Source organism: Thiomonas sp. OC7 (assembly GCF_900634595.1).
GTDB classification, from domain to species: Bacteria; Pseudomonadota; Gammaproteobacteria; order Burkholderiales; family Burkholderiaceae_C; genus Thiomonas; species Thiomonas arsenitoxydans.
The window spans coordinates 1555875-1575397 of the sequence record NZ_LR131953.1 but is presented as its reverse complement, the minus strand read 5'-3'; the positions used below and the strand labels follow the sequence as shown (position 1 = coordinate 1575397).

Sequence of the window (19523 nt, the reverse complement as noted above, 5' to 3'; positions counted from 1 at the left end):
TCAGAAACGGAAGCCGATGAGCACCATGCAATGCGCTTTGGTCGTCGATGACCTTCCCGCTGTGCGGGCCGGGTTTGTTGAATTGCTGCGCGAAAACTATCCTGGCGTGCGCATTTTCGAGGCGGGGCGAATGGCCGACGCCATGCAGATTCTGCAGCGCGAACCTGTCGATCTGCTGCTGGTCGATCTGGGCCTTCCCGATGCCAGCGGCCTGGAATTGATCCGCACCCTCACCGAAACCCGCCCCCAGGCCCGCTCTGTCGTGGTCACCATCTTCGACGACGACGACCATCTCTTCCCCGCGCTGCAAGCGGGCGCCTTCGGTTATTTGCTCAAAGATCGCCCAAAAATCGAGTTGCGTGCCCAACTTCGACGCATCCAGGATGGCGAGCCACCCTTATCGCCCAGTATTGCCCGTCGCATGGTGCAGCATTTCACCCATCTGCATCGCACGATGTCGGCTCCTTCTTCAAATCTGCCACAAGAAGAACACATTGCGCTCACCGAGCGCGAGAGCGAGGTGCTGCAACTGGTGGGCAAGGGTTACACCCTGCCAGAAATTGCCGTTCAGCTCGGCCTGTCGCGACACACTGTGGCCGACTACGTCAAACAGATCTACCGCAAGCTAAACATCTCTTCGCGCGCTGAAGCTGCTCTGGAGGCGGTGCGGCGCGGTTTGGTGCGCTGAATCCTGCTCCCTTTGGCTCTTCGCTCTTTCCTGGAAATTCGCTATGTCGTTCAACCCGATGTCGACCGATCAGTCCGAGTGCTATCTGAATGGCGCCTTTCAGCCGCTTGCTCAATGCCAAGTATCCGTACTTGATCGTGGCTTCATCTTTGGGGACGGGGTCTATGAGGTGATTCCCGTTTATGGCAGGCGGGTTTTCCGCGCCGATGATCACCTGGCAAGACTGGCACGCAGCCTCGACGCTGTGGGTATCAAGAATCCCAGTCAGGCCAACGACTGGCTGGCGCTGGTACGGGAACTCATCGCGCGCAACGCCCCTGACGATCAGTGCATATATATACAAGTCACCCGTGGCGTGGCCAAGCGCGATCATGCGTTTCCCCAAGGTGTCGAGCCGACCGTGTTCATGATGAGCTTTCCGTTTCCGCACGTGCCCGAACAAAAGCGCGCCCAAGGTGTGGCCTGCATCACGGCTCCCGATCTACGCTGGAGAAACGCGCATATCAAATCGATCTCGCTTCTCGGCAACGTCTTGGCCCGGCAACTCTCTGTAGAGAGTAACGCCACTGAAACAGTTCTCATCAGAGACGGCCTGTTGACCGAAGCCTCGGCCTCAAATGTTTGGTTGGTGCGCAACGGCCGACTCGCGGCCCCCCTTCGGGATCACGACAAGCTGGAAGGCATTCGTGTCGGGTTGCTGCAAGAGCTATGCGGCGAAATTGGCATCAAACTCGAATTTCGCCCCATCTCCGAGTGGGAGCTGCGCTGCGCCGACGAAATTTTGCTCACCTCCGCAACAAAAGAGGTGCTCTCCGTCGCGACACTGGATGGCAAGGCAGTGGGCCAAGGCAAGCCCGGGCCAGTGGCGACCGCACTCTACAGTGCCTACCAAGAAGCCAAGAAAAGCCAGTCTCATTAGCCGTAGTCAGCGTTGAGACGCCGTGGCAATAAGGGACTTTCACCGGGCTGTCACGAAAGTGCTTGACAGGCAGTTTCGCCCCATGCACAATCTCATCTCTCGGCGCTAACCGCGCCAAGCAGTCGAGCAGAATACAGAATAACCTTCTGCTTGACCGGGAATTAAAAATAGTGCAATAATTGATGTCTTCGCTGCAAAAAAGCAGCGACCGAAGCAAAGAAAAGAATAAAACCTTTCGCTTGACTCGGGATTAAAAGTAGTGCAATAATTGATGTCTTCGCTGCAAACGCAGCAAACGCCTAAATGGGCGGGCTCATTAAGAAATCAACCGATAAGCGTGGGCGTTTGGCTTGATGCAAATATACCAAACGCTCATATGAAGTACGGAAATTTTCCGTAATTCCTTGAGTGTGCATTGTTCGCAATGCAAAAATGATCGAACTATAGAGTTTGATCCTGGCTCAGATTGAACGCTAGCGGCATGCTTTACACATGCAAGTCGAACGGCAGCGCGGGGTAACCTGGCGGCGAGTGGCGAACGGGTGAGTAATACATCGGAACGTGCCCTGTGATGGGGGATAACTACGCGAAAGCGTAGCTAATACCGCATACGACCTACGGGTGAAAGTGGGGGATCGCAAGACCTCACGTCATAGGAGCGGCCGATGGCGGATTAGCTAGTTGGTGAGGTAAAGGCTTACCAAGGCAACGATCCGTAGCTGGTCTGAGAGGACGACCAGCCACACTGGGACTGAGACACGGCCCAGACTCCTACGGGAGGCAGCAGTGGGGAATCTTGGACAATGGGGGCAACCCTGATCCAGCAATGCCGCGTGTGGGATGAAGGCCTTCGGGTTGTAAACCACTTTTGGCGGGGGCGAAATATCGAGTGCTAATACCATTCGGTGATGACGGTACCCGCAGAATAAGCACCGGCTAACTACGTGCCAGCAGCCGCGGTAATACGTAGGGTGCAAGCGTTAATCGGAATTACTGGGCGTAAAGCGTGCGCAGGCGGTTAGGTAAGACAGATGTGAAATTCCCGGGCTCAACCTGGGAACTGCATTTGTGACTGCCTGACTAGAGTGCGGCAGAGGGGAGTGGAATTCCGCGTGTAGCAGTGAAATGCGTAGATATGCGGAGGAACACCGATGGCGAAGGCAACTCCCTGGGCCTGCACTGACGCTCATGCACGAAAGCGTGGGGAGCAAACAGGATTAGATACCCTGGTAGTCCACGCCCTAAACGATGTCGACTAGTTGTTGGACGGGTTACTGTTCAGTAACGAAGCTAACGCGTGAAGTCGACCGCCTGGGGAGTACGGCCGCAAGGTTAAAACTCAAAGGAATTGACGGGGACCCGCACAAGCGGTGGATGATGTGGTTTAATTCGATGCAACGCGAAAAACCTTACCTACCCTTGACATGCCAGGAACTTACCAGAGATGGTTTGGTGCTCGAAAGAGAGCCTGGACACAGGTGCTGCATGGCTGTCGTCAGCTCGTGTCGTGAGATGTTGGGTTAAGTCCCGCAACGAGCGCAACCCTTGTCATTAGTTGCTACGCAAGAGCACTCTAATGAGACCGCCGGTGACAAACCGGAGGAAGGTGGGGATGACGTCAAGTCCTCATGGCCCTTATGGGTAGGGCTACACACGTCATACAATGGGCGGTACAGAGGGTTGCCAACCCGCGAGGGGGAGCCAATCCCTTAAAACCGCTCGTAGTCCGGATTGTAGTCTGCAACTCGACTGCATGAAGTCGGAATCGCTAGTAATCGCGGATCAGCTTGCCGCGGTGAATACGTTCCCGGGTCTTGTACACACCGCCCGTCACACCATGGAAGTGGGGTTTACCAGAAGTAGTTAGCTTAACCGCAAGGGGGGCGATTACCACGGTAGGCTTCATGACTGGGGTGAAGTCGTAACAAGGTAGCCGTATCGGAAGGTGCGGCTGGATCACCTCCTTTCTAGAGACGCATCAAGTCGAGCGCTCACACTTATCGGTTGTCAACGTTGATGGTGGTTGCGATACCGAACTTCGTGGCCCAAGCGGGTCTGTAGCTCAGTCGGTTAGAGCACCGTCTTGATAAGGCGGGGGTCGTTGGTTCGAATCCAACCAGACCCACCAGAACTGGAGTTTACCCTGGGGGTGTAGCTCAGCTGGGAGAGCACCTGCTTTGCAAGCAGGGGGTCATCGGTTCGATCCCGTTCACCTCCACCAGTCTCCAAAAGAAAATCAATTTTCTTTTGATGAAACCATCGTTGTGTTCTTTAACAATTCAAAAGCTGATATTTGTATGATAAAAGTCATACATTGCGATTGCATCGCAAATATGAGTTCAATCCTATTTGACCGGTGGTCAAAATTATAGGATCAAGCGACTAAGTGCATACGGTGGATGCCTTGGCGACTACAGGCGATGAAGGACGTTGTAGCCTGCGATAAGCTGCGGTGAGCTGGCAAACAAGCTTTGACCCGCAGATTTCCGAATGGGGAAACCCACCCGCAAGGGTATCTTTGACTGAATACATAGGTCATTGAAGCGAACCGGGCGAACTGAAACATCTCAGTAACTCGAGGAAAAGAAATCAACCGAGATTCCGATAGTAGTGGCGAGCGAAATCGGAACAGCCTGCATAATTTAGCATTTGGTATAGCAAAACGACATGGAAAGGTCGGCCATAGAAGGTGATAGCCCTGTATGTAAAATGCCTTATGTAGAACTAAGTATGCGACAAGTAGGGCGGGACACGTGTAATCCTGTCTGAACATGGGGGGACCATCCTCCAAGGCTAAATACTCGTAGTCGACCGATAGTGAACAAGTACCGTGAGGGAAAGGTGAAAAGAACCCCGGGAGGGGAGTGAAATAGATCCTGAAACCGTATGCATACAAAAAGTCGGAGCCCTACGGGGTGACGGCGTACCTTTTGTATAATGGGTCAGCGACTTACATTCAGTGGCAAGCTTAACCGAATAGGGAAGGCGCAGGGAAACCGAGTCCGAATAGGGCGTCTAGTCGCTGGGTGTAGACCCGAAACCGGATGATCTATCCATGGCCAGGATGAAGGTGCGGTAACACGTACTGGAGGTCCGAACCGACTAGTGTTGCAAAACTAGCGGATGAGCTGTGGATAGGGGTGAAAGGCTAAACAAATCCGGAAATAGCTGGTTCTCCTCGAAAACTATTTAGGTAGTGCCTCGCGTATCACCGCCAGGGGTAGAGCACTGTTTTGGCTAGGGGGTCATGACGACTTACCAAACCAATGCAAACTCCGAATACTGGTGAGTGCAGCGCGGGAGACAGTGCACCGGGTGCTAACGTCCGGACACAAGAGGGAAACAACCCAGACCGCCAGCTAAGGTCCCTAAATATAGCTAAGTGGGAAACGAAGTGGGAAGGCATTGACAGTCAGGAGGTTGGCTTAGAAGCAGCCACCCTTTAAAGAAAGCGTAATAGCTCACTGATCGAGTCGTCCTGCGCGGAAGATGTAACGGGGCTAAGCTATATACCGAAGCTGCGGATGTGCGTAAGCACATGGTAGAGGAGCGTTCTGTAAGCCTGTGAAGGTGTGCTGAGAGGCATGCTGGAGGTATCAGAAGTGCGAATGCTGACATGAGTAGCGTTAAAAGAGGTGAAAAGCCTCTTCGCCGAAAGCGCAAGGTTTCCTACGCAACGTTCATCGGCGTAGGGTGAGTCGGCCCCTAAGGCGAGGCAGAGATGCGTAGTCGATGGGAAACAGGTCAATATTCCTGTACCGATGTCTAGTGCGATGTGGGGACGGAGAAGGTTAAATCAGCCGGGTGTTGGATGTCCCGGTTCAAGTGTGTAGGCGTGCCCCTTAGGCAAATCCGGGGGGCTTAGCTGAGGCATGATAACGAGGCAGCTTGCTGCTGAAGTGATTGATACCCTGCTTCCAAGAAAAGCCACTAAGCTTCAGCTAGACACGACCGTACCGCAAACCGACACTGGTGCGCGAGATGAGTATTCTAAGGCGCTTGAGAGAACTCGGGAGAAGGAACTCGGCAAATTTGTACCGTAACTTCGGGATAAGGTACGCCCCCGGTATGTGATGCCGTACAGGCTGAGCAGAAAGGGGCCGCAGTGAAAAGGTGGCTGCGACTGTTTATTAAAAACACAGCACTCTGCAAACACGAAAGTGGACGTATAGGGTGTGACGCCTGCCCGGTGCCGGAAGGTTAAGTGATGGGGTGCAAGCTCTTGATCGAAGCCCCGGTAAACGGCGGCCGTAACTATAACGGTCCTAAGGTAGCGAAATTCCTTGTCGGGTAAGTTCCGACCTGCACGAATGGCGTAACGATGGCCACACTGTCTCCTCCCGAGACTCAGCGAAGTTGAAATGTTTGTGATGATGCAATCTCCCCGCGGAAAGACGGAAAGACCCCATGAACCTTTACTGTAGCTTTGCATTGGATTTTGAACAGATCTGTGTAGGATAGGTGGGAGGCTTTGAAGCGGTGCCGCTAGGTGTCGTGGAGCCAACCTTGAAATACCACCCTGATGTGTTTGAGGTTCTAACCCTGGACCGTGAATCCGGTTCGGAGACAGTGCATGGTGGGCAGTTTGACTGGGGCGGTCTCCTCCCAAAGCGTAACGGAGGAGTTCGAAGGTACGCTAGGCACGGTCGGAAATCGTGCTGATAGTGCAATGGCATAAGCGTGCTTAACTGCGAGACTGACAAGTCGAGCAGATGCGAAAGCAGGACATAGTGATCCGGTGGTTCTGTATGGAAGGGCCATCGCTCAACGGATAAAAGGTACTCTGGGGATAACAGGCTGATACCGCCCAAGAGTTCATATCGACGGCGGTGTTTGGCACCTCGATGTCGGCTCATCTCATCCTGGGGCTGTAGCCGGTCCCAAGGGTATGGCTGTTCGCCATTTAAAGAGGTACGTGAGCTGGGTTTAAAACGTCGTGAGACAGTTTGGTCCCTATCTTCCGTGGGCGTTGGAGGCTTGAGAGGGGCTGCTCCTAGTACGAGAGGACCGGAGTGGACGAACCTCTGGTGTACCGGTTGTCACGCCAGTGGCATCGCCGGGTAGCTAAGTTCGGAAAAGATAACCGCTGAAAGCATATAAGCGGGAAACTTGCCTCAAGATAAGGCCTCCCTGGAGACTTGATCTCCCTAAAGGGTCGTTGAAGACGACAACGTTGATAGGCTGGGTGTGGAAGCGCAGTAATGTGTTGAGCTAACCAGTACTAATTGCCCGTGCGGCTTGATCCTATAATTTTGACCATAGAGATGCAATCGATCAGCTTTTGAATTGGACGAGTTTTCGTCGACAAGTTATGCCTGATGACCATGGCGAACTGGAACCACCCCTTCCCATCCCGAACAGGGCCGTGAAACAGTTCAGCGCCGATGATAGTGCGCATTCGCGTGTGAAAGTAGGACATCGTCAGGCTACCCTAACGAGCCCGGCCATCCCCTGATGGCCGGGCTTTTGTCATGTTGTTTTGTTCCAGTTACCGTACTCCAGCAGGAGTGAGGAAGATCTATGCCGACGATCAATCAATTGGTTCGCTCTCCTCGTGTGAGCGAGCGTATCAAATCCAAAAGCCCTGCGATGGAGAACAGCCCGCAGCGTCGTGGTGTGTGCACCCGTGTCTACACAACGACACCGAAGAAGCCTAACTCCGCGCTGCGTAAGGTCGCGAAGATTCGCTTGACCAATGGCTTCGAGGTGATTTCCTACATCGGCGGTGAGGGGCACAACTTGCAAGAGCACTCGGTCGTGCTGGTGCGTGGCGGCCGTGTCAAGGACTTGCCTGGTGTGCGTTATCACATTGTGCGCGGGGCCCTGGATCTGCAGGCGGTGAAGGACCGTAAGCAGTCACGCTCGAAATATGGCGCCAAACGCCCGAAGAAATAACTCGATTTACTTGATTGCAAATCGATTTCCGTCCGCATTTGCGGAGTAAGCAGCCCAAATAGGGCTTGGGCTCAGCCCAACTGAATTGGAGAAATCATGCCTCGTCGTCGCGAAGTAGAGAAGCGAGAAATTCTGCCGGACCCGAAGTTCGGTAGCGTAGATGTTGCCAAATTTATGAACGTTGTCATGCTCTCCGGCAAGAAAGCCGTTGCAGAGCGCATCGTCTATGGTGCCTTTGACACGATTCAAGAAAAATCTGGCAAAGATCCCCTCGAAGTGTTTTCGGCTGCCATGGGCAATGTCCGCCCCATGGTTGAGGTCAAGTCCCGCCGTGTTGGCGGTGCCAACTATCAAGTTCCTGTCGAGGTACGGCCTTCGCGCCGTATGGCCCTCGCGATGCGCTGGATTCGTGAGGCTGCGAAGAAACGCAATGAAAAATCGATGCAGCAGCGCTTGGCCAATGAACTGCTTGAGGCCGCAGAAGGTCGCGGCTCTGCAATGAAGAAGCGTGACGAAGTGCACCGTATGGCTGAAGCCAACAAAGCCTTCTCGCATTTCCGCTTCTAAACATTTATCTGGATTTCATCATGGCACGAACTACCCCGATCGAGCGTTACCGAAATATCGGTATCTCTGCGCACATCGACGCTGGCAAAACTACGACGACTGAGCGCATTTTGTTCTACACCGGCGTCAATCACAAAATTGGCGAGGTGCATGACGGCGCTGCCACGATGGACTGGATGGAGCAAGAGCAGGAGCGCGGAATCACCATCACCTCGGCTGCGACGACCTGCTTCTGGAAGGGGATGGATCGTTCCCTGCCTGACCACCGCATCAACATCATCGATACCCCTGGCCACGTGGACTTCACCATTGAGGTGGAGCGCTCCATGCGCGTGCTGGACGGCGCGTGCATGGTGTATTGCGCCGTGGGCGGCGTGCAGCCCCAGTCGGAAACCGTCTGGCGTCAGGCCAACAAGTACAAAGTGCCGCGCTTGGCCTTTGTCAACAAGATGGACCGCACCGGCGCCAACTTCTTCAAGGTCTACGATCAGATGCGCACCCGCCTCAAGGCGAACCCCGTACCTATCGTCGTGCCCATTGGCGCCGAAGAGAACTTCAAAGGTGTCGTCGATCTGCTCAAGATGAAGGCCATCATTTGGGATGAAGCATCCCAAGGTATGAAGTTCAACTATGAAGAAATTCCTGCGGAGCTGCTGGAGACCTGCAAGGAATGGCGCGAGAAAATGGTTGAGGCTGCCGCTGAGTCGAGCGAGGAGCTGATGAACCAGTACCTCGAAACCGGCGAGTTGAGCGAGGCCGAGATCAAGCAGGGTCTGCGTGCGCGCACCATCGCGAGCGAAATCCAGCCGATGCTTTGCGGTACCGCGTTCAAGAACAAGGGCGTGCAGCGCATGCTGGACGCGGTGATCGACTTTATGCCGTCCCCGATCGACATTCCGCCTGTGGCCGGACATGACGATGACGAGAAAGAGGCCGTTCGTCGGGCGGCTGACGACGAAAAGTTCTCCGCGCTCGCGTTCAAGCTGATGACTGACCCGTATGTGGGCCAGCTCACCTTCATTCGCGTGTACTCCGGCGTGCTGTCGTCGGGCGATACGGTCTACAACCCGATCAAGGGCAAGAAGGAGCGTATCGGCCGCCTGTTGCAGATGCATGCCAATAACCGTGAAGAAATCAAAGAAGTGCGCGCAGGCGACATCGCTGCAGCCGTGGGCCTGAAGGAAGTGACCACGGGCGAGACCCTGTGCAGTCCTGATGCCATCATCACCTTGGAAAAGATGGTGTTCCCCGAGCCGGTGATTGCACAGGCTGTCGAGCCCAAGACCAAAGCCGACCAGGAAAAGATGGGCCTGGCGCTCCAGCGTCTGGCGCAGGAAGACCCCTCGTTCCGCGTGAAAACGGACGAAGAGTCAGGCCAGACCATCATCTCGGGCATGGGCGAGCTGCACCTCGAAATCATTGTGGATCGCATGAAACGCGAATTCGGCGTCGAGGCCAATGTCGGCAAGCCGCAGGTGGCCTACCGCGAAACCATCCGCAAGACGGTGGACAATGCCGAAGGCAAGTTCGTGCGCCAGTCCGGTGGTAAGGGACAGTACGGCCACGTTGTGCTCAAGGTAGAGCCCAACGAAGTCGGCAAGGGCTTCGAGTTCGTCGATGCGATCAAGGGCGGCGTGGTGCCGCGTGAATACATCCCTGCGGTGCAAAAGGGTGTTGAAGAGTCGTTGAATTCCGGCGTGCTCGCAGGCTATCCCGTGGTGGACGTCAAGGTGACGCTGCATTTCGGTTCTTACCACGATGTCGACTCCTCGGAGCAGGCGTTCAAGATCGCCGCTTCCATGGGATTCAAGGAAGGCTGCCGTAAGGCGAGCCCCGTGATCCTCGAGCCGATGATGGCCGTTGAGGTGGAAACGCCTGAAGACTACGCCGGCAACGTGATGGGCGATCTGTCGTCACGCCGCGGTATGGTGCAGGGCATGGAAGACATGGTCGGCGGCGGCAAGGCGATCAAGGCCGAAGTGCCGCTGTCGGAGATGTTTGGCTACTCCACCACGCTGCGTTCCATGTCGCAAGGTCGTGCTACTTACACGATGGAGTTCAAGCATTACTCCGAGGCGCCGAAGAACGTGGCCGATGCCATTGTCAGCGCTCGCGCCAGCAAGTAATTGACCCCAATAATCGACCCCTTTCAAACGTATTCAGATAAGGAACAACNCCCTTGGTAAGGGAGAGGTCGCGGGTCCGATTCCCGCCATGGGCACCAGTTGAATTTATCGATTTGTCCATCTTTGTAGGCTTGAGGAGTTTGAATCATGGCGAAGGAAAAGTTTGAGCGGACCAAGCCGCACGTCAACGTGGGCACGATTGGTCACGTGGACCACGGCAAGACCACGCTGACGGCGGCCATCACCACCGTGCTGGCGGCCAAGTTTGGCGGATCGGCCAAGGCCTACGACCAGATCGACGCAGCGCCCGAAGAGAAGGCTCGCGGCATCACCATCAACACCGCGCACGTGGAATACGAGACGGCCAACCGCCACTACGCCCACGTCGACTGCCCCGGCCACGCCGACTACGTCAAGAACATGATCACCGGTGCCGCCCAGATGGACGGCGCCATCCTCGTCGTCTCCGCCGCTGATGGCCCCATGCCCCAGACCCGCGAGCACATCCTGCTCGCCCGCCAGGTCGGCGTGCCCTACATCGTCGTGTTCCTCAACAAATGCGACATGGTCGACGACGCCGAGCTGCTCGAACTCGTCGAGATGGAAGTGCGCGAACTGTTGTCCAAGTACGACTTCCCCGGCGACGACACCCCCATCATCAAAGGCTCCGCCAAACTCGCCCTCGAAGGCGACAAAGGCGAACTCGGCGAGAAAGCCATCTTCAACCTCGCCGACGCCCTCGACAGCTACATCCCCACGCCCGAGCGCGCTGTGGACGGTGCCTTCCTCATGCCCGTCGAAGACGTGTTCTCCATCTCCGGGCGCGGCACCGTCGTGACCGGCCGGATCGAGCGCGGCATCATCAAAGTCGGTGAAGAAATCGAAATCGTCGGCATTCGCGCCACGCAGAAAACCACCTGCACCGGCGTCGAAATGTTCCGCAAACTCCTCGACCAAGGCCAAGCCGGTGACAACGTCGGCATCCTGCTGCGCGGCACCAAGCGCGAAGACGTCGAGCGCGGCCAAGTGCTGTGCAAACCCGGCAGCGTCAAGCCCCACACCCACTTCACCGCCGAGATCTACGTGCTCAGCAAAGACGAAGGCGGCCGTCACACCCCCTTCTTCAACAACTACCGTCCCCAGTTCTACTTCCGCACCACCGACGTCACCGGTGCGGTGGAACTGCCCAAGGACAAGGAAATGGTCATGCCCGGCGACAACGTCAGCATCACCGTCAAGCTCATCGCCCCGATCGCGATGGAAGAGGGTCTGCGCTTCGCCATCCGGGAAGGCGGTCGTACCGTCGGCGCCGGGGTGGTGGCCAAGATCATCGAGTAAATCGTTCAACGGAATCGGCCGGCGCCGCTTACTTTCGGCGTCGGCCTTCGCTCTTTGAAGAGAACATCATGCAAAATCAGAAAATCCGTATTCGCCTGAAGGCGTTTGATTACAAGCTGATCGATCAGTCCGCGATGGAGATCGTCGATACCGCAAAGCGTACCGGCGCCATTGTTAAAGGCCCCGTGCCGTTGCCGACCCGCCTGCAGCGGTTTGACATCCTGCGCTCGCCCCACGTCAACAAAACTTCACGCGATCAGTTGGAAATCCGCACCCATTTGCGTCTGATGGACATCGTTGATCCGACGGACAAGACGGTAGATGCTTTGATGAAGCTCGACCTGCCTGCGGGCGTCGATGTGGAAATCAAACTGCAGTGAGCACACTGCCTTGCAGATCGCAGGGCGGTTGATGTATGATTTAAGGCTTTCTTTCTGGCGAGGCCCGAAAGAAAGCTGGCAGTAAAGTTTGGCAGTAATTGACTCAAGCCGCGTAGCTTGAATCGTTTGAATAACTTACGGGCCTGGCCAATCGTAGCCGGGTAGGAGAAAACAATGAGCTCACATTCAATGGGCCTTGTCACGCGCAAGGTCGGAATGACGCGTGTGTTCACCGACGATGGGGCATCCATCGCCGTCACCGTGCTGGATGCGTCTGGCAACCGGGTGTCGCAGGTGCGCACGCAAGATGTGGATGGCTATAGCGCCGTCCAAGTAGCTTACGGCTCTCGCAAGCCGTCACGCCTCACCAAGGGCCAGGCGGGTCACTTGGCGAAAGCCGGGGTCGAGCCGGCAGAAATCCTCAAGGAGTTTGATCTGCCCGCTGAAAAAGCGGCCGATTACGCGCTGGGTGCGACGGTTCCCGCTTCGCTGTTTCAGGTGGGGCAGATGGTCGATGCGCAGGGCGTGTCGATCGGCAAGGGCTTCGCTGGCTCCATCAAGCGCCACAATTTTTCGTCCAACCGCGCCTCTCACGGTAACTCGGTCACCACGCGTGCGCCGGGTTCCATCGGTATGGCGCAGGACCCCGGGCGTGTGTTTCCTGGCAAGCGCATGGCGGGTCAGATGGGCAATGAAACCGTGACGGTGCAGAACCTGGAAGTGGTTCGCATCGACGAAGCGCGCCAGCTCATCCTCGTCAAGGGTGCGGTGCCGGGCTCGCGTTCGGGCTTTGTGTTTCTGCGTCCCGCGGTCAAGTCTGCGACAGGAGGTCAGTGATGCAGCTCGATTTCATCAATGCGCAGGGCCAGCCTGCTGAGAAGTTTGAGGTCAGCCCCGAGGTGTTTGGGCGTGACTTCAACGAAGATCTGGTTCACCAGATCGTGATCGCTTATCAGGCCAATGCGCGCCTGGGCAACCGTGCCCAGAAAGACCGTGCGGTGGTCAAGCACTCGACGCGCAAGCCCTGGAAGCAAAAGGGTACTGGCCGCGCTCGTGCGGGTATGACGTCGTCGCCGCTGTGGCGTGGAGGCGGCAAGATTTTCCCGAATTCGCCGGACGAGAACTTCACGCACAAGGTCAACAAAAAGGCCTATCGCGCGGGGATGCGTTCGCTGTTTTCGCAACTGGCGCGCGAAGGCCGCCTGGTGGTGGTCGACACTTTCACCGTGGAGGCGCCGAAGACCAAGCTGGTTGCCGAGAAGTGCAAGGCGATGGGCTTCGAGTCGGTGATGATCATTGCTGACGGCGCGGACGAAAATCTGTTCCTCGCCGCGCGCAATCTGCCGAATGTTCTGGTGGTCGAGCCGCGTTACGCCGATCCGCTGTCCCTTCTGTTTTACAAGAAGGTCGTGATGACCAAGGGTGCAGTCAGCCAACTTCAGGAGATGCTGTCATGACGCAGGCCGTTCTCAATCCGCAGCGTCTGATGCAGGTGCTCAGCGCGCCGGTCATTTCGGAAAAGGCGACTATGGTCGCTGAAAAGCGCAATCAAGTCGTGTTTCGCGTCCTGCGTGATGCGACCAAGCCTGAGATCAAGGCTGCCGTCGAACTGCTGTTCAAGGTCGATGTCGAGTCGGTCCAGGTCGCCAACATCAAGGGCAAGGTCAAGCGCACTGCGCGTGGCACGGGCCGTCGCAATCATGTCAAGAAGGCCTATGTCTGCCTGAAGGCGGGACAAGAGCTGAATTTCGCGCAGGAGGGTATTTAAATGCCCGTCGTCAAAGTCAAACCGACCTCGGCTGGCCGCCGCGCCGTCGTCAAGGTCTCGCACCCGCATCTGTACAAGGGCGAACCCGAGCGTTCGCTGCTCGAGCCCCAGTTTCAGAAGGCCGGCCGCAACAACAATGGTCATATCACCACGCGCCATCGCGGCGGTGGTCACAAGCACCATTACCGTGTGGTCGATTTTCGTCGCGACAAGGACGGCATTCCGGCCAAGGTCGAACGTATCGAATACGACCCGAACCGTACCGCGCACATCGCGCTGGTGTGCTACGCCGACGGTGAGCGCCGCTACATCATTGCGCCGCGCAATCTCGAAGTGGGCGCTACGTTGATGAGCGGCTCCGAGGCGCCGATTCGTGCGGGCAACACGCTGCCTATTCGCAATATTCCGGTGGGTTCAACCATTCATTGCATCGAAATGCAGCCTGGCAAGGGTGCCCAGATCGCGCGTTCCGCTGGCGCTTCTGCTGTGCTGCTGGCGCGCGAAGGCATTCACGCTCAAGTGCGCATGCGCTCTGGTGAGGTTCGCCGCATCCACATCGAATGCCGCGCCACGCTGGGCGAAGTGAGTAACGAAGAGCACAACCTGCGCCAGTACGGCAAGGCGGGTGCCAAGCGTTGGCAAGGTATTCGCCCGACGGTGCGTGGCGTGGCCATGAACCCGGTCGACCACCCGCATGGCGGCGGTGAAGGCAAGACAGGCGAAGGCCGCGTGGCGGTCAGCCCGTGGGGTACGCCGACCAAGGGTTATCGCACCCGCAACAACAAGCGCACGCAGAGCATGATCGTGTCGCGTCGTAAGAAGTAAGGGATAGCACATGGCTCGCTCACTCAAAAAAGGTCCGTTCTGCGACCAGCATCTGCTGAAAAAGGTTGAAGCTGCTGTCAGCACCAAAGACAAGCGCCCGGTGAAGACCTGGTCGCGTCGTTCCACCATCCTGCCCGAATTCATCGGCGTGACGATTGCCGTGCACAACGGCAAGCAGCATGTTCCGGTCTATGTGTCCGACCAGATGGTGGGCCACAAGCTTGGCGAATTCGCGCTGACGCGGACATTCAAAGGACATCCCGCCGATAAAAAGGCGAAGAAGTAAGGCAGACACATGGAAACTCGTGCAACCCTACGCGGCGTTCGCCTCTCGGCCCAAAAAGGCCGACTGGTGGCGGATCTGATTCGCGGTAAAAAAGTGGACTCCGCTTTGAACATCCTGGAGTTCTCGCCCAAGAAGGCATCGGGCATCATCAAGAAAGTGCTGGAGTCGGCCATCGCCAACGCCGAGCACAACGATGGCGCCGATGTGGACGAACTGAAAGTGACTCAGATCATGGTAGAAGAGGGGGCAACCCTCAAGCGCTTCAGTGCGCGCGCCAAAGGTCGTGGCAATCGCATCAGCAAGCCCACCTGCCATATCTACATTCAAGTCGGGAACTGAGGACGTCATATGGGACAGAAAATTCATCCGACCGGTTTCCGTCTGGCCGTCACCCGCGGCTGGGCTTCGCGCTGGTATGCGCCGAGCACCCAGTACGCCAAGATGCTCAGCGAAGACATCATGGTGCGCGAGTACCTGGCGAAGCGTTTGAAAAATGCTTCGGTGTCGCGCGTGCTCATCGAGCGCCCGGCCAAGAACGCCCGCATCACCATTTACAGCGCCCGACCGGGTGTGGTGATCGGCAAAAAAGGCGAGGACATTGAAAACCTGAAGGCCGAATTGGCCAAGCGCTTGGGCGTGCCGGTCGCTGTGGATATCGAAGAGGTGCGCAAGCCCGAAATCGATGCCCAACTGATTGCCGACTCCATCACCCAGCAGCTCGAAAAGCGCATTCAGTTCCGCCGCGCCATGAAACGTGCCATGCAGAATGCCATGCGTATGGGCGCTCAGGGTATCAAGATCATGTCGTCTGGCCGGCTGAATGGCATCGAGATCGCCCGGCGTGAGTGGTACCGTGAAGGCCGCGTGCCTCTGCAGACCCTGCGTGCGAATATCGACTACGCGACCTCTGAAGCCAAGACGACCTACGGCGTCATCGGCGTGAAAGTGTGGGTTTACAAGGGCGATACGCCGGCCAAGGGCGCTATCGTCCCGGCCAAGGCCGAGCCGGCTGCCCCCGTGGAAGATCGTCGCAATCGCCGTCCTGGCGCAGCCCGTCCGTCCGGCGCACGTCGTGCCGCCCCGGCTGCCGATGGCGAAAAATCCGTTGCTGTCAAGCGCGTGCGCAAACCGGCTCAGTCGGGTGGTACATCGGGTGGTGCATCCGGTGGCGCAACTGGCGCATAAAGATAGCGCTTAAGGAGAAATTTCATGCTACAACCCGCTCGTCGCAAATACCGCAAAGAGCAAAAAGGCCGCAACACGGGCCTGGCTACACGCGGCGCCACGGTGGCCTTTGGTGAGTTCGGCCTGAAGGCGACCACCCGCGGCCGCATCACCGCTCGCCAGATCGAATCGGCACGTCGCGCGATTTCCCGTCACGTCAAGCGTGGCGGCCGGATCTGGATCCGTGTGTTCCCGGACAAACCGATTTCCATCAAGCCCGCCGAGGTGCGGATGGGTAACGGCAAGGGCAATCCGGAGTATTACGTTTCGGAAGTCCAGCCCGGTCGCGTGCTGTACGAAATCGAAGGTGTGCCCGAGGCCATCGCGCGCGAAGCGTTCGAGCTGGCTGCTGCCAAGCTGCCGTTCCGCACCATTTTTGTCACGCGCCAGATCGGCGCCTAAGGAGAGCGATTTGAAAACTTCCGCTCAACTCACCGAACTGCGCGCCAAGGATATTCCGGCGCTGCAGACCGAACTCGACAGTCTGCTCAAGGCCCACTTCAATCTGCGTATGCAGAAGGGCACGCAGCAGCTTCAGAATACGTGCCAACTGGGTAACACCAAGCGCGCCATTGCGCGGGTCCGTACCCTGATTCAAGAAAAGAAGGCCAAGGGTTAAGCCATGACTGAACAAAAGAAAGTGCAGCGCACGCTGGTCGGCCGTGTGGTCAGCGACAAGCGGCAGAAGACGGTCACCGTTCTGGTCGAGCGCCGTATTCAGCACCCGATCTATGGCAAGTTGATTGCGCGCTCCAAGAAGTACAGCGCGCACGACGAGTCGGGCCAGTACCACCTGAACGATGTGGTCGAGATCGCGGAATCGCGTCCGATCTCCAAGACCAAGGCGTGGGTAGTCAGTCGTCTGATCACCAAAGGTCAGGTGATCTGATCGCAGTTCTCTTCTGCTGGTTTGCGTTTTTCAGCCTCTTTTGCGTTTGTTGCGCCGAGGGTGGCTGTATAAATAGATCAGGGCCCGTCGCCCGTTTGTTCCGCAAGATGCGGAGCAGGCGGGCGACGGGCTTTTTGCACTGTTCTTTTTTCCGATCGTCTCACGCCGTCAGAATTGCTTGCACGTCTTGCCTCTGCATACCCGCACAGGATGTACGGTACGCGCGCGACGGACTACAGTGTGTTGAGGGCCCTGATGGCCCCGGCTGATGCCGCCAAGGCTCACAAGGACAAGGCGGTCTCGGCTGAACAACAACACAGCACAGGAGACGCAATGAAAACACCCAAGTCCAAAGAACAGGTCACCGCACCGCCGGTTTGCACGCTGTCGTACATCCATCCCGAGCCGGACAGCCCCTGGCTGACCTATTTGGCCCAGGTCGATCGGGTACTGCCTCATCTGGGTCACCTGGCCCGTTGGGGAGAAACCTTGAAGCGTCCGAAACGCGCGCTCATCGTCGATGTGCCGATCGAAATGGACGATGGTTCGGTGCGGCACTTCGAGGGTTACCGGGTGCAGCACAACCTGTCGCGCGGACCGGGCAAAGGCGGCGTTCGCTATCACCCCAATGTCACGCTGGAAGAAGTGATGGCGTTGTCGGCCTGGATGACCATCAAGAACGCCGCCGTTGGCCTGCCTTACGGCGGGGCGAAGGGGGGCATTCGGGTGACCCCTTCAGAGCTGTCGCGCAAGGAGCTTGAGCGGCTGACCCGCCGCTATACCAGCGAAATCGGCATCATCATCGGGCCGCAGCAGGATATTCCCGCGCCCGACGTCAACACCAACGGTCAGATCATGGCCTGGATGATGGACACCTATTCCATGAACGTGGGCGCCACCGCCACCGGGGTGGTGACCGGCAAGCCGATTCAGCTGGGAGGTTCTCTCGGCCGGGTCAAGGCCACGGGGCGCGGCGTGTTCGTGACCGGCAGTGAGGCCATCAGGCGCCTGGGCCTTGACGTGAAAAGTTTGAGGATCGCCGTCCAGGGCTTCGGCAACGTGGGCGGTACAGCGGCGGAGTTGTTCGCGCAAGCGGGCGCGAAGATCGTGGCGGTGCAGGATCACACCGGCACGATCATTCATGAACAAGGATTGGATGTTGCCGCGTTGCTGCGTCATGTCAGCAGTCATGGCGGCGTCGCCGGATTCTCGGGCGCACAAAAAGCCGACGATGAAGCGTTCTGGGATGTGCGCTGTGATGTGTTGATTCCCGCCGCCCTCGAAGGGCAGGTGACGGCCGAGCGCGCACGCAAAACCACCGCCAAGCTCATACTCGAAGGCGCGAACGGCCCGACCTTGCCCGGCGCAGACGATGTCTGTGCAAGCCGGGGCATTCTTGTCGTCCCCGACGTGATTTGCAATGCGGGTGGCGTGACGGTTTCGTACTTCGAATGGGTGCAAGACTTTTCGAGCTTTTTCTGGGACGAAGACGACATCAACGCCCGCCTCGACAAAATTCTTGGCAATGCCTTGGCCCGGATCTGGGATACCGCAGACCAACTGAAAATCAGCCTGAGAACCGCCGCATTCGTGGTGGCTTGCGAGCGAGTGCTGCAAGCGCGCGAAGAACGCGGCCTTTATCCCTGAAGTCGGCTGTCAGCGCCCGGCCCTGGGCGCTCAGAGCTTGGGGCGCGCCGCGACGCCGTCATCCAATGACGGCAGCGTCGTGGCCGGGCGGCCCCAGGCTGCGCGTAAACCGTCCAGCAGAAACACGGCAAGGCCCACCCAGACCAGGCCGAATCCGATCATCTTTGCGGCTGCAAAGGGTTCGTGATAAAGCCAGACGCCTAGTGCCAGCTGCAGAGTGGGGGTGATGTACTGCAAAACCCCCAGCAAGGTCATCGACATGCGGCGAGCGCCCGCAGCGAACAGCAGCAGGGGGATGGTGGTGATCGGGCCTGCGGCCACCAGCAGCCAGCGCGTAGAGAGGTCGGCGGAGGCGAACGCGTTCATGCCCTGGGTGCTCAACCAGAACAGATAGGCCACAGCCAGCGGGAATAGCACCGCGGTCTCCACGGCGAGGCCTTCGAGGGCGCCCAGCGGCGCGGTCTTTCTGAGCAGCGCGTAGCTGCCGAAGGTGAGCGCCAGGCTGAGACTGATCCAAGGCACATGGCCGACCTCGATCGCCATGACCGTCACGCCCGCCGCAGCAATGGCCAGAGCAACCCACTGCAGACCGCGCAGACGTTCATGCAGAAGAACCGATCCGAGCGCCACGTTGACCAAGGGATTGATGTAATAGCCCAGACTTGCGTCCACCACATGGTTGCTGTTCACCGCCCAGATATAGATGCCCCAATTGCTCGAAAGGAGTACGGCACTGAGCGCAAAGCGGGCGAGCAGGGCGGGCTGTTCACGCAGCAGCCGCATCCACGACCAGCGCTTGAGAACCGCCAGCAGCAAAGCGACAAAAAGCAGCGACCACGCCATGCGGTGCGCGAGGATCTGCAGGGAGGGAACCTGTTCGAGCGCCTTGAAGTAAAGCGGAAACAGGCCCCAGATGACGTACGCCGTCAGGGCGTAAACAACGCCGGAATTCATGTGAACGGATGGTTTGT

General features: G+C 57.5%; 19 protein-coding genes, 3 tRNA genes and 3 rRNA genes. 24 read left to right on the top strand and 1 reads right to left on the bottom strand.

The genetic code is table 11. The features are described 5' to 3' along the window. Positions 1–16 precede the first annotated feature (16 nt). From BIO17B3_RS07620 to BIO17B3_RS07505, 24 genes are all read left to right on the top strand, one after another. Positions 17–688 carry a response regulator transcription factor gene (locus BIO17B3_RS07620; protein ID WP_013107287.1) on the top strand — a complete coding sequence of 224 codons (672 nt, stop codon included), beginning with the start codon at positions 17–19 and terminating at the stop codon, positions 686–688. A gap of 43 nt (positions 689–731) precedes the next feature. Beyond that, positions 732–1607, top strand: a complete 876-nt coding sequence (locus tag BIO17B3_RS07615) for a D-amino acid aminotransferase (protein WP_156053641.1) — start codon at positions 732–734, stop codon at positions 1605–1607. 438 nt (positions 1608–2045) lie between these two features. Continuing rightward, positions 2046–3574: ribosomal RNA gene (locus tag BIO17B3_RS07610) — 16S ribosomal RNA — on the top strand. An 84-nt stretch (positions 3575–3658) separates the two neighbouring features. After that, positions 3659–3735: transfer RNA gene (locus BIO17B3_RS07605), tRNA-Ile, on the top strand. Between the two features lie 17 nt (positions 3736–3752). After that, positions 3753–3828 (top strand) — tRNA-Ala (locus BIO17B3_RS07600). Between the two features lie 151 nt (positions 3829–3979). Beyond that, a 23S ribosomal RNA gene (locus BIO17B3_RS07595) occupies positions 3980–6853 on the top strand. Positions 6854–6921: 68 nt separating this feature from the next. Then, positions 6922–7034, top strand: a 5S ribosomal RNA gene (rrf, locus tag BIO17B3_RS07590). Together the 16S, 23S and 5S rRNA genes with 2 tRNA genes alongside form the textbook arrangement of a ribosomal RNA operon. A 93-nt stretch (positions 7035–7127) precedes the next feature. Continuing rightward, entirely contained in the window at positions 7128–7502 is a 375-nt protein-coding gene (gene rpsL / locus BIO17B3_RS07585; RefSeq protein WP_013107284.1) for a 30S ribosomal protein S12, read from the top strand. Positions 7503–7598: 96 nt separating this feature from the next. Further along, positions 7599–8069, top strand: a complete 471-nt coding sequence (rpsG, locus tag BIO17B3_RS07580) for a 30S ribosomal protein S7 (RefSeq protein ID WP_013107283.1) — start codon at positions 7599–7601, stop codon at positions 8067–8069. Positions 8070–8089: 20 nt separating this feature from the next. After that, positions 8090–10195: an elongation factor G gene (fusA, locus tag BIO17B3_RS07575; RefSeq protein ID WP_156053640.1), complete on the top strand. Its 2106-nt coding sequence runs from the start codon at positions 8090–8092 to the stop codon at positions 10193–10195. Positions 10196–10224: 29 nt separating this feature from the next. After that, positions 10225–10293: transfer RNA gene (locus tag BIO17B3_RS07570), tRNA-OTHER, on the top strand. A 49-nt stretch (positions 10294–10342) separates the two neighbouring features. Then, a complete protein-coding gene (tuf, locus tag BIO17B3_RS07565; RefSeq protein ID WP_013107281.1) occupies positions 10343–11533 on the top strand; it encodes an elongation factor Tu in 1191 nt (396 codons plus the stop codon). A 68-nt stretch (positions 11534–11601) separates the two neighbouring features. Next, entirely contained in the window at positions 11602–11913 is a 312-nt protein-coding gene (gene rpsJ / locus BIO17B3_RS07560) for a 30S ribosomal protein S10 (RefSeq protein ID WP_013107280.1), read from the top strand. Positions 11914–12087: 174 nt separating this feature from the next. Further along, the gene (gene rplC, locus BIO17B3_RS07555; protein WP_013124322.1) at positions 12088–12750 is read left to right on the top strand and encodes a 50S ribosomal protein L3; all 663 of its coding nucleotides are present in this window, start codon (positions 12088–12090) and stop codon (positions 12748–12750) included. Continuing rightward, complete coding sequence (rplD, locus tag BIO17B3_RS07550) at positions 12750–13370, top strand: 50S ribosomal protein L4 (RefSeq protein WP_156053639.1); 621 nt, start codon at positions 12750–12752, stop codon at positions 13368–13370. The genes rplC and rplD overlap by 1 nt, the downstream gene beginning before the upstream one ends. Then, on the top strand, positions 13367–13681 hold the full coding sequence (gene rplW / locus BIO17B3_RS07545) for a 50S ribosomal protein L23 (protein WP_156053638.1): 315 nt from the start codon (positions 13367–13369) through the stop codon (positions 13679–13681). Before rplD ends, rplW begins: the two co-directional genes overlap by 4 nt. Next, complete coding sequence (gene rplB / locus BIO17B3_RS07540; protein WP_013107276.1) at positions 13682–14506, top strand: 50S ribosomal protein L2; 825 nt, start codon at positions 13682–13684, stop codon at positions 14504–14506. A 10-nt stretch (positions 14507–14516) separates the two neighbouring features. Further along, on the top strand, positions 14517–14792 hold the full coding sequence (gene rpsS, locus BIO17B3_RS07535) for a 30S ribosomal protein S19 (RefSeq protein ID WP_013107275.1): 276 nt from the start codon (positions 14517–14519) through the stop codon (positions 14790–14792). Between the two features lie 9 nt (positions 14793–14801). Beyond that, positions 14802–15131 (top strand): 50S ribosomal protein L22, encoded by a 330-nt coding sequence (rplV, locus tag BIO17B3_RS07530; RefSeq protein ID WP_013107274.1) that lies wholly within the window; start codon positions 14802–14804, stop codon positions 15129–15131. A 9-nt stretch (positions 15132–15140) separates the two neighbouring features. Then, positions 15141–15977, top strand: coding sequence for a 30S ribosomal protein S3 (gene rpsC, locus BIO17B3_RS07525; protein WP_156053637.1), 837 nt, complete (start codon positions 15141–15143; stop codon positions 15975–15977). A gap of 24 nt (positions 15978–16001) precedes the next feature. Next, complete coding sequence (rplP, locus tag BIO17B3_RS07520) at positions 16002–16418, top strand: 50S ribosomal protein L16 (protein WP_013107272.1); 417 nt, start codon at positions 16002–16004, stop codon at positions 16416–16418. 10 nt (positions 16419–16428) lie between these two features. After that, a complete protein-coding gene (gene rpmC, locus BIO17B3_RS07515; RefSeq protein WP_013107271.1) occupies positions 16429–16635 on the top strand; it encodes a 50S ribosomal protein L29 in 207 nt (68 codons plus the stop codon). A gap of 3 nt (positions 16636–16638) precedes the next feature. Continuing rightward, positions 16639–16905: a 30S ribosomal protein S17 gene (gene rpsQ / locus BIO17B3_RS07510; protein WP_013107270.1), complete on the top strand. Its 267-nt coding sequence runs from the start codon at positions 16639–16641 to the stop codon at positions 16903–16905. A 333-nt stretch (positions 16906–17238) separates the two neighbouring features. Then, positions 17239–18552, top strand: a complete 1314-nt coding sequence (locus BIO17B3_RS07505; RefSeq protein ID WP_156053636.1) for a Glu/Leu/Phe/Val dehydrogenase — start codon at positions 17239–17241, stop codon at positions 18550–18552. 30 nt (positions 18553–18582) lie between these two features. Here the strand turns inward: BIO17B3_RS07505 and rarD are convergent, their stop codons facing one another. After that, positions 18583–19506: an EamA family transporter RarD gene (gene rarD, locus BIO17B3_RS07500; protein ID WP_156053635.1), complete on the bottom strand. Its 924-nt coding sequence runs from the start codon at positions 19504–19506 to the stop codon at positions 18583–18585. Positions 19507–19523 lie beyond the last annotated feature (17 nt).